General features: G+C 53.3%; 13 protein-coding genes. 12 read left to right on the top strand and 1 reads right to left on the bottom strand.

Going from position 1 to position 15,668, the window contains the following annotated elements:
* Window positions 1-86 precede the first annotated feature (86 nt).
* The 10 genes from BN8_RS00295 to BN8_RS00255 all read left to right on the top strand — a co-directional run bounded on the left by BN8_RS00295 (window position 87) and on the right by BN8_RS00255 (window position 11,111).
* The gene (locus BN8_RS00295; protein ID WP_040005178.1) at window positions 87-1,286 is read left to right on the top strand and encodes a lanthionine synthetase C family protein; all 1,200 of its coding nucleotides are present in this window, start codon (window positions 87-89) and stop codon (window positions 1,284-1,286) included.
* A 185-nt stretch (window positions 1,287-1,471) separates the two neighbouring features.
* Window positions 1,472-1,615 (top strand): class I lanthipeptide, encoded by a 144-nt coding sequence (locus BN8_RS33085; protein ID WP_192579002.1) that lies wholly within the window; start codon window positions 1,472-1,474, stop codon window positions 1,613-1,615.
* Window positions 1,616-1,920: 305 nt separating this feature from the next.
* Complete coding sequence (locus BN8_RS00290; RefSeq protein WP_009279746.1) at window positions 1,921-5,106, top strand: lantibiotic dehydratase; 3,186 nt, start codon at window positions 1,921-1,923, stop codon at window positions 5,104-5,106.
* 4 nt (window positions 5,107-5,110) lie between these two features.
* Window positions 5,111-7,357: a peptidase domain-containing ABC transporter gene (locus BN8_RS00285; protein ID WP_009279745.1), complete on the top strand. Its 2,247-nt coding sequence runs from the start codon at window positions 5,111-5,113 to the stop codon at window positions 7,355-7,357.
* A 2-nt stretch (window positions 7,358-7,359) separates the two neighbouring features.
* Window positions 7,360-8,631, top strand: a complete 1,272-nt coding sequence (locus BN8_RS00280) for an HlyD family secretion protein (RefSeq protein ID WP_009279744.1) — start codon at window positions 7,360-7,362, stop codon at window positions 8,629-8,631.
* A gap of 181 nt (window positions 8,632-8,812) precedes the next feature.
* Complete coding sequence (locus tag BN8_RS00275; protein ID WP_009279742.1) at window positions 8,813-9,346, top strand: DUF4468 domain-containing protein; 534 nt, start codon at window positions 8,813-8,815, stop codon at window positions 9,344-9,346.
* Between the two features lie 34 nt (window positions 9,347-9,380).
* On the top strand, window positions 9,381-9,899 hold the full coding sequence (locus tag BN8_RS00270; RefSeq protein WP_009279741.1) for a hypothetical protein: 519 nt from the start codon (window positions 9,381-9,383) through the stop codon (window positions 9,897-9,899).
* 8 nt (window positions 9,900-9,907) lie between these two features.
* On the top strand, window positions 9,908-10,237 hold the full coding sequence (locus BN8_RS00265) for a hypothetical protein (protein WP_009279740.1): 330 nt from the start codon (window positions 9,908-9,910) through the stop codon (window positions 10,235-10,237).
* Between the two features lie 37 nt (window positions 10,238-10,274).
* Window positions 10,275-10,586: a hypothetical protein gene (locus BN8_RS00260; protein ID WP_009279739.1), complete on the top strand. Its 312-nt coding sequence runs from the start codon at window positions 10,275-10,277 to the stop codon at window positions 10,584-10,586.
* Between the two features lie 3 nt (window positions 10,587-10,589).
* Window positions 10,590-11,111: a hypothetical protein gene (locus BN8_RS00255; protein WP_009279738.1), complete on the top strand. Its 522-nt coding sequence runs from the start codon at window positions 10,590-10,592 to the stop codon at window positions 11,109-11,111.
* 55 nt (window positions 11,112-11,166) lie between these two features.
* Here the strand turns inward: BN8_RS00255 and BN8_RS00250 are convergent, their stop codons facing one another.
* On the bottom strand, window positions 11,167-11,571 hold the full coding sequence (locus tag BN8_RS00250) for a globin domain-containing protein (protein WP_009279737.1): 405 nt from the start codon (window positions 11,569-11,571) through the stop codon (window positions 11,167-11,169).
* 284 nt (window positions 11,572-11,855) lie between these two features.
* Here BN8_RS00250 and BN8_RS00245 point away from each other — a divergent pair, with 284 nt between their 5' ends.
* Entirely contained in the window at window positions 11,856-12,629 is a 774-nt protein-coding gene (locus BN8_RS00245; RefSeq protein WP_009279736.1) for a LytR/AlgR family response regulator transcription factor, read from the top strand.
* A gap of 11 nt (window positions 12,630-12,640) precedes the next feature.
* Entirely contained in the window at window positions 12,641-15,664 is a 3,024-nt protein-coding gene (locus BN8_RS31445; protein ID WP_051040972.1) for a sensor histidine kinase, read from the top strand.
* The last annotated feature ends 4 nt before the right edge of the window (window positions 15,665-15,668 follow it).

The raw sequence follows: 15,668 nt of genomic DNA, 5'->3' as shown, positions 1-15,668 counted from the left end.
GATCTACCCCAGGGAAAGTGCAATGACAATTAGGCATTGCACTTTTTTGGTATATTCTGGTCATGCGATATGAAATAGAAACCCTTATGATCAACGTGAATTCTTTGGCGGTAGAAACGCTGCTGGACCGAATCCATACACACATCGTTGCGCAGCCCATCGACGGCGATACTTCCCTCGTAGGTGGGCAAATGGGGTTTGCTTTGTTTGAAGCTTATTACCAGCGGCATTTTGGGTTAACCAGTGATGATCACCTCTGGGACCGCATATCGGCTTGTTTGCACGCTGTAGAGACTGGCAACCTTCAACAGTCATTTGCGTATGGAGTAGCCGGAGTAGCCTGGGGGTTCCTGCATTTGTACAATCAGGGTTTGTTACAGGATGATCACCTGGACGCTCAATACATTGTTGAGGATTTGGACGAAGGACTTTTCGAGTCAGCCATGCAATTAATCAGCGAAGGTGATTATGACTACCTACATCGGGGGCTAGGTGCCGGTCCGTACTTCCTCGAGCGTACACCTTCGGCTACAATTGCTGGTTATGTGGAGCAACTTGTGGGGCAACTTGCGCAAGTGGCTGTTCGCTTTCCAAACGGTGACGTTGCCTGGAAATTTTTAAATTTTAACAAATTTGACCAGACAAACGCCTTTCTGTATAACCTGGGGCTGTCGCATGGTTCAGCCAGTATTGTTGCGTTGCTGAGTTTATTCTATGAACGAGGCTATGCCCGTACGCTATGTCGTGAGCTGATTGAGGGAAATCTGCAATGGATGTGGCGCGTACGTAACAAAAACAGTGTGTCTATCTTTCCTAACATCATTGCGGATTCTGCTGACGATCAGAAGAGCCCCTTAGGCTGGTGTTATGGGGATTTAGGCATTGCCAATGCGTTCTGGTTGGCCGGTGAGAAGCTGGGACGACCTGACTGGCAAACGCTGGCCGTTCAGACAATACATAAGGCGGCTACCCGGCGTGGCGATGACGCGCACATTTCTGACGGCGGCATTTGTCACGGAGCCGGTGGTGTGTCGTATCTGTTCAGGCGTTTTGCGCACCGTACTAACCGCCCCCTGCTGAACGAAGCCGCCGATTACTGGTTCGAGCAATTACTTACCTACGCTGGATCGGAAGGGACGGACGATGTATTCCTGAGCTTCAATACCCGTGAAAAATCGTACCAGTCGAACGTATCGCTGCTCGACGGTGAAGCCGGTATCGGCCTGGTGCTGCTTTCTGAACTGGGTGGACAGACGCACTGGGACCGCTTCCTGCTTTTATCATAGCACTACGTCCCAAAACAGCTCATCTGCGACCGGCTACGTTTCAATGGTCAGCCAGCGCCCTTGGACCTGCTTTTTTTGAAAAGACCCACCTCCTCGTTGCAGTTTTGGGCTGTCAATCGACACCGGGGCCGCCGAAAACCGACCAGAGTAGGCAACCAAAAATAACCAAGCAAACAACAACTACAATGAAAAAGCAAATTGCCAAACTGAGCGTCAAGACCGACAAAATCGTCTCTCTCTCAAAACAGGATGCGCAGCAGGTTATCGGTGCTCTTGCGCCCCCAGCCACCTTGTTCTGCCCATACATCAAAACAAAAATTTTCTGCTAACAGACTTGCGATCTTCCGGCTTTTCAGCCTCCGCTACCGTAGCGTAATCAGAGAGCTAAAGGTGCCATAGTTTTTAACCAGACGGCTACAGGTGACGCCCACTTTCCGCAACGGAAGTGGGCTTTTTCATTGAATAGGTGGCTGGTACCGACCTGACGTTTGCCCTCGTGGAAGTTGGCTACGGCGCTTGGCAATTCTTCCCGATCCGGCTACGATTCAAGTGGTTATGCCGACGACTCGTTCCGAAATTTTTGATTCGGCCGCTACGTCCCATCTACTTTTAAATCAGTTAACGACGATCCACTATGCCTACGTCTTCCTTTTCAACCGCCTTCGTTCGTTTGCCTATTGCCGGCTACGCTGCCATCAGTAATCTGGATTGGTCGACACTGGCAGCGCAGATTCGCCGACCGGAGTTCCTTGAAGCCCTTTACATTGCCTCGCCTTCGCTGTACGATGAAGCGATTAAACTCAACATCACTGGTGAACCTGACGAAAAAACGAAGCGGGTACTGTACGCCCTGATTAAATACCTGTCGCGTTATGCCACCCGGTGTACTCCCTTCGGATTGTTTGGTGGGTTTGCTACGTTACCCATCGGCAGTGGCCCCACCACCGTGCAGACCCAAACCAGCGATAGCCTGAAGAAAGTGGTTCGGCTGGATATGAATTTCCTCTGTGCCCTGGCGCAGAATCTGGAGAAGCACCCGGGCGTAAAGCCGTATCTCCGCTTCACGCCAAACACCAGCCTGTACAGCGTCAATGGGCAGTATCGGTACGTTAACTACGCCTATAACGAAGCCGGAATGCGGGTACATGACCTGACCAGCGCCGACCAGAACGAATACCTTGACGCCATTCTGACGCGAGCCCGGTACGGGGCAAGTCCCGCCGAACTGGCTGATGTCATTACATCCGACGAGGTATCGGTGGAGGAAGCGCAGGCGTTTGTCGATCAGGTAGTTGACACCCAACTGCTGGTAAGCGAACTGGAACCTGCCTTAACCGGTGATGATTTTCTGGTCCAGATCATTCAGACGCTGGAAGGAGTCTGCGCGCAGCACGCTACTTATTCGCTCCGCTTTATTGTAACATTGCTGACGGATGTGAAGGCTGATTTGAAGCAGATGGAGCAGGCCAGCGACGTAACATCTACGGAACAATACGAGGCTATTGCCGGAAAATTGAGCCAGCTTGACGTACCTTTTGATCGCAAGGCGCTGTTTCAGATTGATACCTTCCTGCCTAACACCACGGGGCAGTTGAACAAAGGGTTGATTAACAAGCTGGTTGCCAAGATGCCAATCTTGATGAAGCTGTCGCCGAGCGGAGATCCGACGTTGGCCGAGTTTCAGAACAAGTTCTACGAAAAGTACGAAGAAGAGGAAGTACCGCTAGTCATTGCCCTCGATCCCGAAATTGGGATTGGTTACCCGGCTGGTCAGGCTAAGGCCGACGTATCTCCGCTGGTCGACGGGGTCTGGCCGGGGGCGACAACAGATGGCGGAAAAGCCTTTACGGTACCCAAAGAACATACGTATCTGTTGCAGAAAGTGGCCGAGGCCCAGTTGAGCGGGGCTTACGAGATTACGATCAGCGAAGACGATCTACGTCACATTGAACCCAGCCAGACGCAACTGCCGATGACCAATACCGCCCTGTTTTCGGTCATTCGAGAAACCGGGGGCGAAAAGGTCCTGATCAACTCGTTTGGCGGGGCTACCGGTACGTACCTGCTGGGCCGCTTCGGGCATACGGACCCGTCGGTGCTTCAGTTGCTGCGAGAGATCAGTCAGGCAGAAGCCGAAGCCGCCGACTCGGTCATTCTGGCCGACGTTGTTCATCTGCCGGAAGCCCGTACGGGTAACATCATCATCCGGCCACAACTGAACGCGTACCAGATTCCGTACCTGGGCAAGGCTTCGGTTGACCAGGACCACGAAATCCGGGTGACGGATCTGATGCTCAGTGTGCGGGGGAACCAACTTCGGCTGCGGTCAAAATCGCTCAACAAATACGTCATTCCGCGGTTGGCCAACGCCCACAATTACGCCCATCCGGATTCACTCGACATCTATCATTTCCTGTGCGCGCTGCAAAACCAGCAGATTCGGTATTCAATGAGCGCGTTTACGGGCAGTTTTTCAAACCTGTTCCTGTTTACGCCACGGATTGTGCTGGACAACCTGATTCTGAGCGAAGCGCAGTGGTCATTGAAACAGGAACACCTTAAGTCCCTCGTCGCGGCTTTTAAAGCCAACAACTGGTCGGTGCTGAAAGCCGCGATTGATCAATGGCGGGCGCAGTACCGTATTCCCCGCTTCATTTGCGTAGCCGATGGGGATAACGATCTGTACGTAGATCTCGACAATCAACTGCTGGCCGAAACCTTCGTGCAGGAGATCAAAAGCCGCGAAAAAGTAACCATCATTGAGTTTTTACACAACGCTGACAACGCCGTGGTGCGGTCGCCGGAGAACTGGCACACCAACCAGTTTGTAGTAGCCTTCAGGAACGTACCGGATTCGGCCAACACCCCGGTTGTCAGAAAGCCGGTTCCCGTTGCTTCACAAACTGTTCAGCCTGCCAGAGCCCGCAAATTCTTCACTGGTTCCGAGTGGCTGTATTACAAGGTGTACACCGGCGTTAAGATGGCCGACTGGCTGTTGGCCGACGTACTGCTGCCGCTCACGGATCGGCTGAAAGCCAACGGCTGGATCGACAAGTTTTTCTTTATCCGGTACGCCGACCCAAACGGTCATTTTCGCATCCGGTTCCACGTCAACGATCCGCAGTTTATTGGTGAGGTAGTACGCGAACTGCACGAAGCACTGGCGCCGTACGTCGAGAACAGGACCGTTACGGCCGTGCTGAACGATACGTACAACCGCGAACTGGAGCGCTACGGTCGCCATTCCATCGAAGCCGTCGAGGACTACTTCCACATCGACAGCGAAATCATCCTGCGTTTCCTGAGCCTGATTGAAGGAATCGAGGGCGAAGAGTGCCGCTGGCGATTCGGTATGAAACTAACCGACGACCTGTTGACACTGTTCGGTTTCGATCTGAAACATCGGCTGGACCTGGCCGAACGGCAGGCTACGTATTTCGGCAAGGAGTTCGGCTACAATCCCTCGCAGAAAAAACAACTGGACGGCCGCTACAAAGAGATCGAACCGGCCATTACGGAGCTGCTGGCGCAAACCAACGAGGAGCATCGGTTCTTCTACGAACTGGCGCAGCAACGTACTGACCGGCTGCAACTGGTGGCGCAGTACATCCAGACGCTACGGGAACAAGACCTGCTGGTCATGCCGCTGGAGGACCTGCTCACCAGCCTGATTCACATGAGCACCAACCGGCTGTTCCGGAGCCGGCAGCGGTTCGTTGAGTATTCAATCTATTACCACCTCCATAAGTACTACCGCGCCGTGTACGGTCGGACCGTACTGGCGAAAAAGCAACAACCGGCCCTTACCGAAGCCGCCTGAACCGATGACTACGTTAACCAATCCACTCAAAAGCGTATTCGGCGGTAAGATGAGCCCCTACGCCCTGGTCGATCGCTTCCCGCACATTCAGCAGGGGGCGATGATGGACTGCGGTCCTACGTGCCTGGCCATGATTTTCAAGCACTACGGTGTGTCGGAAACAAGGCACCTGCTGACCCGGATGGCGGAGATTACGCAGGAAGGGACCAGTCTCTACGCCCTGCTCGAAATCGCTGAGAACTACGGCTTCAAAGCCGAAGGCTACGAGCTTGATTATGAGTACCTGCAACGGATCAACCTGCCGTGCATTGCTCACTACGAAGGTCAGCACTTCGTGGTCGTTTATGAAGCGACCGACACGCACGTACGCGTGGCTGACCCAGCCTTCGGAAAGACGCGCTACACCAGGGAGGAATTCTGCAATAAGTGGAGCGGCATTGTGCTGGAGCTGAAACCGACGGAGCAGTTTTACCAGAACGCCGAGTTGCAGGAACTGGTGCAGGAGCAAAAAAAGGAGAAACTCTCGGTGTTCAGGCAGCTTTACCTACCCATCATTAAGGAGAATAAGCGGGTGTTGATTGAGGTCTTGCTGTTCTCGCTCGTGCTGGAACTGGTGGGGCTGGTGCTGCCGCTGTTTACGCAAACCATGCTCGACGACGTACTGGTCAACCAGAACAAAAAGCTGCTCATGGGCCTGCTCGTTGGGCTCGGGCTGGTATTCGTCGTGCAGGTCGTGCTGACCTACACGCGCAGCATGCTGATGGTGCACTACCGTTTCCGCTTCGAGATGGATTTCATGTCGAAATTCTTCGAGCGGCTGATCTCCCTGAAGCAGAAGTACTATGATAACCGCAAGCGCGAGGAGTTCATGGCCCGCTTTCAGGAAGGAATCGGTATTCGCCAACTCACGAACCCGGTTATCATCCAGAACTTCCTCGACGTAGCGTTCATGCTGATTTATTTCCCGCTGCTGTTTTCGTTCAGCGGGGCACTGGGGGCGATTGCGCTGGCTTGTTTCCTGGCCTATTGCGTCACAACCACCTATTTCATTCCCATCATCAAAAACCTGCGCTCGAAGGTCTACCATAAAAATCAGGCGTCGCTGGGTGGGTTTCTGGATGCGTTGCTGGGTATTAAAACCGTTAAGCTGCTGTCGCTGGAGACGTATAAGCTGGTGAAGTGGAAACACGTGCATCGCGAGTCGATCAACTCGGTCATGCACGATGAGCAGAAACAGATTCTCATTAACTCCCTACAGCGGCTTATCTTCATTTTCAGCCAGATTGCGGTGTTCTGGATGGGGGCTTATGAGGTGTTCACCGGTACGTTGAGCATCGGGCAGTACATGGCTTTTACGTCCATCTTCATGACGCTGATGAATGCCGTCAACAGCGTGAGTATGCTCTGGATGATGGTCACGCAACTCAGCGTAAGCTTCGAAAAAGTAAACGAGATTTTTCTGGAAGAACGCGAAGAAGCCAACTACCAGCATCAGGTCAATGGTTTTTCGGGCAACGTAATCCGGTTCGAGAACGTATCGTTCCGCTACAACCAACGCGACGAGCGCTACGTCCTGCGCAACGTCAACTGCGAAATCCGCAAGGGCGAACGAATCGGCATCGTAGGCCGCAACGGGGCCGGAAAATCGACGTTCGTCAAGCTGCTGGTCAATCTGTATCCCGAATACGAAGGCAAGATCTACTGCGATGGTGTCGAGTTGCGCGAGATCAACCCGAAGGTGTTGCGGAAACACGTCTATATGTTCCCGCAGGACACCTACATTTTCAACGATACGATTAAAGAAAACATCCGCTGCGCCAACCTGTCGGCTACGACGGAAGAGGTAATTGAAGCCGCAGCCCTGGCCGATCTCCACACCTTCGTAAAAAGTACGCACGTTGGCTATAATCAGATGGTCGGCAGCTTCGGCAGTAATCTGTCGGGTGGCCAGGTGCTGAAAATCGGCTTTGCGCGGCTGTTCGTGACAAATCCCCAGCCGGACGTACTCATTCTGGACGAAGCCAGTAGTGCGCTGGATGTAGAAACGGAAAAGAAAATCCTCGAAAACATCGACAGGCGCTACGAGGGCAAAACCACCATTTCGATTGCTCACCGGTTGCACACCCTCAGGAATGTCGACCGCATTCTGGTTTTCGACGAGGGCACCATCGTAGAAGAGGGCAGCCACAAAGACCTGGTCGCCAAAGGCGGCATTTACTATGATTTCATGAAAACCTACGTCGACTACTAGCCATGAGCGCACTTCTCCAGGAACTAACTGAAACGCAATACGTTGATCTCTACCACGTTGATGATGCCCCCATCGCCGATCTGCGGTTGCCGGCCCTGAGCCGACTCGGGTGGTGGGCTGTCTTGCTCACGATGATCGGAGCGATAGCGGGGTACGTGGTTGTGCTGCCCGACACCATTCAGACGCCGTTTGTCTTAAAATCGGAAGTTGCCGAAGATATTTACCGTTTTCCGTCGGCCGTGTACGTCGAAAAAATGTACGTCCGCAACGGGCAAAAAATAAAAGCCGGCGATCCAGTTCTGGAACTGAGCGCGCCCGACATTGCCGCTTTGGTCCAGGAGGTCAGTTCAACGCAACATAACCTGACCAGCTTCCAGCGTTTTCGGACGGCCGCAGCCGAGAACGAGCGGAAAGTTGTAGAAACCAACATCCAGCGTATCCGAGAGCAGATAGCGTTAAAACAGGCACAACTCAACACCACCGACCGAAAGTGGGCGTCGGAGTCGAGCCGGCTACTGTTTGAAACGCAGGAAGCCAGGCGGCTGCTGGCTATGAACCGGGAGTTTTTCAAAAACGGCGACATCAGCCGAAACGATCTGAACCAGTTCGAAGCGAACGTTGTGAAAGCTCAGAGCGCCTACGATCTGGCCTACGAAAACTACCTGGACAATCGCAGTAGTCTGAACCGCGAAGTAGCTTCCCTGCAACTGGAAATTAACGGGCTGGAGAAACAGATTGCCCGAAACCGCAATGATCTACTGCTGGAAAACGACCGCTTACGCAGTGCCATGACAGCCGCCCAGCAACGCATCGCCAGTCTGTACGGCACCTACGAGCTAACCGCGAACCACCACCTGCTGCTTAAAGCCAGCCGGAACAGTACCGTTTCGTTCGTGTTCGAGGGCGACAAGGAGGCTCCGGCCGGTACAATACTCCTGAAGATGATCTACGAAGAAGCCCCCCTTTACGCCCATGCCCAGGTAACGTCGTCGCAGATTGGCAAGATCAAACCGAACCAGCCGGTAGTCCTGAAACTGGATGCGTACCCGGTCTACGAGTGGGGAGCCGCCCGGGGGCTAGTCAGCAACGTATCGCTGACACCGGACGAGAAAGGGCAATTTAACGTACAGGTACGGATCACCAGCCAGCAGAACCTGACGAATCGGCTCCAGATTGGTATGCAGGGCCGCTGCAATGTCATCACCGACGAGCGTAACCTGTACGGGTATCTGTTCCGCAAGTTCAGAAAGACCGCCAGCACACTACTTGATTAACCATCTGTTTACTAGACCGCTACGATTCATTTTCTCCTGTCTACGATTGCCTGCCCAGAACCGGCACTTCATCCAGAATTTGTTGCAGCGGGCCACCCAGAAAGCCGACCTTTAGGAAGTAAACGACCTGATAGTCAGCAAACACCTTCACTTGATTAATACACTAACCCCGGTCCAGTTTATGCATAAGTTCTATTCCATGCTTTTTGCGGTGGTTTTACTGCTACCGGTGGCCACGAACGCGGCCATTTCTGCCATACCTGTACCATCGAATCCATTCCCTTCACGAACACCCATGCATTCCGACGAATCGTACACCCAGGTTATTGATTGCGGCAGCGTGTCGCAGGCCGAACTTTTCCGGCGGGCCCGGCTGTGGCTTGTGCAGGCATTGGCTGGCGAAACCATTGCCCTCAGCGACCCGCAAACGGGCGATCTGGTCGGTCAGTTGAAACAGGTCGTAGCGATGCCCCGCACCGAAAGTTCGGCTGGGGGTGTATATCGCTTCCGCTGCACAATCGTGATTGAATGTGCCAACCGGAAATACCGCGTTCGGATAACCCGTTTCGAGCAGGAAGACAGCAACGGCACCCAGCCCATTGTCCTGGACACGTATCGCCAGAAGATGGCCGGTGTGTACGCCGAACTTGATAAACAACTGAAAGAACGGCTCGACTCGCTCCACCACGACGTAGCGGAGTATAAGGCCTTCTGACCAATTCCCCTGCCCAGATAGACAACACGTACTGATGAAACCTCTCTCCTGGATAAGCAGCCTGACGATTACCGCTCTGTGCATAGGCTGTTTTCCAATTCAGCAGTCCGCCCAGGACAACGCTCAGGCCAGCCACCAGGACACCATGCTCATCGATGCCAATCGGCTGGAGCAGGGCCGCCTGTTCGAACCAGACCAGAACCCGTTCACGCGCGACGATGCCGCCCAACTGGTGGGTGCTGATTCGGTTGCCTACAAAACAGATACACTGGCTACCACGGAAACCGCTTACCTCGTGCTGGTTGGCCGACTATATATTAACGAAACCATTGGCTGGCTGATGACCATCAACCGGACCAACCGGCAGCTCATTGCCCAGCAGGTCGTCTATTACGATAATGCCGAAGGGATCAGCCAGATCGAGGGCAGGTGGCTACCCCGGCAGCAGCAGGCGATCGTGCAGACCATCACCTACGACGAGACGGGCACTGAACAGACCAAACGCGTTACGTACACGGTCCGGCCTAACGGCGAACTAACGATACTTAACTGAACTGCCCCATGCCTGACGCCATCATCTCGCCTAATCAGTCGTATAAGGTTGAGTTCAGCAGTTACGAAGTGCGCATGAGCCATTGGATTGACCAGCCTCACCTGATCCGGATTGCCGACAACCAAACGCTATTTTCTCTGGCGGGCGATGTATGGTCAGCTTTTACGACAATATGGGTCGACGATGCAACTGTCAGGATGCAGGTGGCAAAGTATCCGGGGCGCATCTCCTGCACGCTGCATCTGAATACGGCTACCGATTCAGGCACCGCAACTGGGTCGGCCGGTTCGTTCTCCGGTTCTCTCGCCGATGTACAACGTTGGGTACTGAATCTGTGATCCGTCGACTTTTAGACCATTCATTTTACATGCGTCCATGAAACTGTACGATCTGAACCTCTACGCCATCGGCCTGGTGCTCGGAGCCTGGCTACTGACCCGGCTGGGCTATGCACTGCTGCCTTCTTCGGATTCGGGTCCGTTTTACGTTGGTTTTCTGATTTACCTGCTGGCGTATCCGGTTATGGGCTGGTCGGCAATCCGCGCCGTTTGGTGGGCCATTCGGGGTCATAAGACCTGGGTTAAGAGTTTGCTGCTGGTGGCTGCTACGATCGTGCAGTTTCACCTTACGCTAGCCGGGTTCCTGCTGCTCATGGCCGAAGCTTTCAGAGATTTCCCAAAACGCTAAACCATGTACTACACAACCGTTTATGATCTCACCTCTCAATCGGCCATAAGCTGGCGTTCGCTGGTGTTGCCTTTTGGATTGGCCGTGGCGGCAACGATCTGCGCTTACTACGCCCGGTCGAGCTTCAGCCGCTACGGGTTGCTGGGCTTTGCCATCATTGCCGTTCTGGTGGCCGTCGTTATTCCGGCCTGGGATTATTATCAACTAAGCCGACAAAAACCGCGTATGGTAGAAGGAAACGTAGCAGGTTATCAGGAAAAAGAATGGACCGAACGATACGACGGAAAAAACCACCACTACAGCTATGAAGGATTCTGGGTCGATACGGTGCCCTTCAGCTATTTCCGAAACGTCGAGATGCCGGGTTTTACCAACACTGCACCCGTTCAGTACCCCATTCGTGATGGGCTGCCGGTACGCATTCACTACATTCCCGAACGGCAGATTACAGACGGCTCCATTACCAATCGAATCGTGAAGCTGGAAGTGGCCGAACCGCACCCCCAACAACAGGCACTACGCTAAGCCGAACGGGGGAGTCACTGGAATAGTGACTCCCCCGTTCGGTCTGGTCATACGGCTATGCTTTTTCGAGCATGGCCTGCACCAGTGTCTGGTAACAGGCTTCCCACGCCTGCTTAACGTCGTTGTTCCACTGGTTACCCAACCCCTGTTCGAGGGTCCAGAGCAGTGTCTCACCCACGACCGGGTAATGCTCCGGCTTGACTCCATATCGCTCGTGCCGTTGCGCAAGCTGGGCAATTTCACTCATCACTTCCTCCGGTCGGTCAATTCGACTCACGATCAGGCTCAGCATATCAACAAACTTATGATACTGAGTCGTCATTGGCTCCCGAAACATCGGCCGTACGGAAGGGTACGTCAGAAACAGCCGCCGGTAGAATACATCCCCCAGCAACTGCGGATCAACGTCGCGCAGCAGTTTCCACGTCCGTTTTACAATATTTATCTCCTGGATTGTCACAGCGGTTCCATCTCATAGTTTGGGTCAAAGAACGAGCGAATCGTGAGCTTCCCCAAACTTTTTGAGATGGATGGCTATTTTCAACTCTTCAACCGTTAGCTGGAGCTAATCAATTGCAGCACGTCCACGTTGCCGTACTGGTCACGTTTTCTTTTCCGATTAACCTGAATTTATGCGTCATTCGTTGGTCAGTTTATGCAATTCAACCCTAAATAGTTGCGAAACAGGGTAACAAATATCAAAATTTATGTAGCCATTCACGAAGGCGCAACGAACATCCAGCCATGAACGCCCTGATTATTGAAGACGAAAAATTAGTGGCCCTCGAACTGGCCTCCAGCATCGCTGAAGTGGACCCTGGCCTGAACATCATCGGAACCGTTGGCAGCGTTAAAACGGCCATTCGCTGGTTCTCGGAAAATGCCGAACCCGACATCATCTTCGCCGATGTGCAGCTCTCCGACGGGGTGAGCTTCCGGATTTTTGAGCAGTTCAGGTTGTCGTGTCCTATAATTTTCACCACTGCCTACAACGAGTACGCTATCCAGGCCTTCAAAGTCAACGGAATCGACTACCTGCTGAAACCCGTCGACTGGGACGAACTCAAACAGGCCATCGCGAAGGCCCAGTCCCTGATCAAAGCTAAATCAAACCAGTCGCTCGACGTCCAGAAGCTGCTCAACGCGCTGAATATGCCTGCCGCAGCCAAATCGACGTACAAAGAACATTTCCTGGGAAACGCCCGAAATAGCTGGGTGCCCATTCGGGTGTCGGACATTGCCTACTTCACCCGCGACCAGTTGAATTTCATGGTCACGAACGGGAACGAGCGCTACATTGTCGATTACGATACCCTCGATGAAATTGAGGACCTGCTGGACCCCAGTCAGTTTTACCGCGCCAACCGCCATTGCATCGTCAATATCAACGCCGTGCAGAGCGTGAAGGGACTGGCCAATCTTAAGCTAAGTCTACGCCTGAAGTCGCCCAACCACCAGTTCGATATTGAAATCAGCCGCGACAAAGCGCCGTCGTTCAAAAAATGGCTGGAAAAATAAGCTGTAGTTTAGTGTTCCGGCTACTCTGTCTGAGCTGGTTTCTGGGAATGGCGAACGGGCTACAGGCCCAAAACCGCCCCGGCCAGTTTGAGTTTCGTCATATTCAGGAAGAGCAGGGGCTATCGTCGAATGCCATCACCAGTTTTTACCACGACCGGGACGGATTTCTCTGGGTTGGCACCCACGACGGATTGAATCGCTACGATGGTAGTCATTTCATTACGTTCAGGAGCAACAAAAAAGACCCTGCTGCGCTCCTGCATAACTCGATCTACGATCTGTGCGAAGACCAGCAGGGCAACATCTGGGCCGCTACGGAAGTAGGCGTCAGTAGTTACAACAAAACCACCGGGCGGTTTCGCAACATAAAATCGGTGCAGGGGCGCCGACTGGGCTGGTGTACCAACGTCCTCTGCGATCGGAACGGCGATATCTGGTTCGCCAGCTACTACGCCGGGCTGTATCGCTGCGTCGTGAAAACCGGCCAGATTCAGTTTTTCCCGTTTGACCCGCGGGATACACCGCAAACGATTTCCAGCCGAATTTCTCTGCAAAGTCTGATCGAAGACCCAGACCATCGGGGCCTCTGGGTTGGTGATAAAAAACAGGGATTACAGTATTTCGACATTACCCGCCAGCGATTTGGACCCTCTCCCGGCAAGCACCCGCAACTGGACGCTTACAAACAGCATTACGTAACGGCCCTGGCCCTAGACGACCACCGCCTGATTTTTGGAGATGCTACCGACGAGCGCGTGGTGGTATATGACCTACAGCGAGGGCAACTGATCAAGGCGTTTCCGCTTGTCAGTAAGAAAGGCCGCGATCCGTTTGACCTCCCCGCTATTTTTGCCGACCGTGCGCATAACCTCTGGATCAGTTCATCGAGTTATCTGATGTTCTTTGCCGAGGCTGATACGTACCGCGTAACCGAGTTTTTCCACGACGATGCCAGCCCATACTCCGTAGCTGGAAGCGTGTTTTTTACCGCCTGGCAGCATCCCGATGGCTCCGTCTGGCTCGGCACCGTCAACGGCATTTCCATCACAAACCTCGAACGCAGCTTTTACACAACCCATAATCTGGCGCAGCAATTTCCGGCCCTGACTGATCACTATGGCATCACGTCGTTCCTGGAATCGGCCGATGGCTCGTGGTGGTTAGGGACCTCCCGGCAGGATCTGCTCCACTATTTCCCTAAAACTGGCCAGTTGGAAACGTATAAACAGCGTAATCAGACGGCGCTCCATCCGATTGGTCTCATTTTTAATTACGGCGGACTTCTCTACCTCGGTATGGAAACCGGGCTGACAACATTTGATCCCCGAACAAAGCAATACACCACCATACCTACCCCTGATTCGTTGTGGGCCGATATTCCTAAGATAGGCCACATGACCCTTCGCCACGATCAGATCTGGCTATCGGGAGCCAGCAAACAGGTGTGGTGTTACACCATCCCGACCGGGCAGTGGCACCGCTATCCAATTGCCTCCGCTTCGACGGACCCAAAATTTCGGGTACGGTTCTCGCTGGTAGACCACCGGGGCGATTTGTGGCTGGAGGTGTACCCGGCAGGGCTCTTCCGCTTTTCGAAGGCGAAAAACCAGTTTATCAACGATCAACCCGCGATGAGTGAGGACTATAGCCTCACGCTTACCTCGTTCAATCAGGATAAGCAGGGCTATTTCTGGATGACCAGCATTGGCCAGGGACTGGTTCGCTACGATCCCCGGCGCAAACAATACACCTACTGGAACGAAAGTGATGGGTTGAACTCAGATCGGATCTGGGCTGGACTACCCGACCAGCGGGGTAGCATCTGGATAGCCGCCTACAACAAGTTTTCGGTTTACTCGCCCAGGGACGATTCCTTTTTCAATTTTCGGGTACCGTTCAATCAGGCCGATCCGGAATACGTCAACTACCTGTTTCCTATGCGGAACGGCCACCTGCTTGCGGCCATGAAAGGCTATCTGCTTGAGTTTGCTCCGGAAAAACTGGCGCGTGCGCCGGTTAGCAAAACCAGCGGGGTACTGATCAACGAAGTCACCACCAGCGATACAACGTACTTCATCCACGGTGGTGTCCGGGAGTTGCGGATTGGCGCTGACAAAAAGGACTTTACGGTTCACTTTGCCGCGCTTGTAACGCCGGAACACTCCATGATCCGATATAAATACCAGCTTGAAGGATTTGATACTTCGCCGAAAGTAAGCAGTCAGACGTTTGCGGTTTATAACAAGATGCCCGGCGGTGATTATCGCTTCATCGTCAGTGGAGTCATGCCCGATGGCACCAATACGGTAGTCAGCAATCTGACCATACACATTGATTCACACCTCTACGAAACGAAATGGTTCTGGGGGAGCATCGGCCTGATTCTGCTCGGGCTGCTACTTGGCTTCATGTGGTACCGCTCTGATCAGACCAACCAGCTCCACCAGCTTCAGGTGCAGGCTACCCGTCTGGAACGCGACAAAACCGAGATTCAGTATCAGAACCTGATTAACCACCTTAACCCGCATTTCCTGTTCAATAGCCTGACCTCGCTCAACAGCCTGATCATGGCCAATCCCCGCGAGGCATCAAAGTTTCTGCGTAAGCTGTCGATTATCTACCGCTACATTCTCCAGAACAAGGACAAGGAACTGGTTACGCTGGGCGATGAACTGACTTTTGTGCAGAACTACATTGATCTGCAGCAATCCCGATTCGGAACAGACCTGCAGATTACCGTTGACGTAGCACCCGACTACCTAGCGCGGCTCATTGTTCCCGTTACGATTCAGAATCTGCTCGAAAACGCCATTAAGCACAACACCATGGATGAGGAAAGTCCGCTCCAGATTCGGATTTGCACAGCCGATAATACCCTGATTGTCGTTAACAACCTTCAGCGAAAAGTTTTCGTCGAAACGTCGAACAAACAGGGCCTGGCCAGCCTTCGGTCTTTGTACCACTACCTGAGCCGACGCGAGATTGACATCACCGAAACCGATACGCATTTCATGGTCAGTGTTCCGTTGCTGTAATTAG

This window comes from Fibrisoma limi BUZ 3, from assembly GCF_000296815.2.
Classification (GTDB): Bacteria; Bacteroidota; Bacteroidia; order Cytophagales; family Spirosomataceae; genus Fibrisoma; species Fibrisoma limi.
This window is presented reverse-complemented; position numbering and strand designations above follow the sequence as displayed.

Coding starts and splice junctions, on each gene's coding strand:
- BN8_RS00285 (WP_009279745.1), top strand. CDS start 5,111: ATGACTACGTTAACCAATCCACTCAAAAGCGTATTCGGCGGTAAGATG.
- BN8_RS00255 (WP_009279738.1), top strand. CDS start 10,590: ATGTACTACACAACCGTTTATGATCTCACCTCTCAATCGGCCATAAGC.
- BN8_RS33085 (WP_192579002.1), top strand. CDS start 1,472: ATGAAAAAGCAAATTGCCAAACTGAGCGTCAAGACCGACAAAATCGTC.
- BN8_RS00275 (WP_009279742.1), top strand. CDS start 8,813: ATGCATAAGTTCTATTCCATGCTTTTTGCGGTGGTTTTACTGCTACCG.
- BN8_RS00260 (WP_009279739.1), top strand. CDS start 10,275: ATGAAACTGTACGATCTGAACCTCTACGCCATCGGCCTGGTGCTCGGA.
- BN8_RS00290 (WP_009279746.1), top strand. CDS start 1,921: ATGCCTACGTCTTCCTTTTCAACCGCCTTCGTTCGTTTGCCTATTGCC.
- BN8_RS00295 (WP_040005178.1), top strand. CDS start 87: ATGATCAACGTGAATTCTTTGGCGGTAGAAACGCTGCTGGACCGAATC.
- BN8_RS00265 (WP_009279740.1), top strand. CDS start 9,908: ATGCCTGACGCCATCATCTCGCCTAATCAGTCGTATAAGGTTGAGTTC.
- BN8_RS00280 (WP_009279744.1), top strand. CDS start 7,360: ATGAGCGCACTTCTCCAGGAACTAACTGAAACGCAATACGTTGATCTC.
- BN8_RS00270 (WP_009279741.1), top strand. CDS start 9,381: ATGAAACCTCTCTCCTGGATAAGCAGCCTGACGATTACCGCTCTGTGC.
- BN8_RS00245 (WP_009279736.1), top strand. CDS start 11,856: ATGAACGCCCTGATTATTGAAGACGAAAAATTAGTGGCCCTCGAACTG.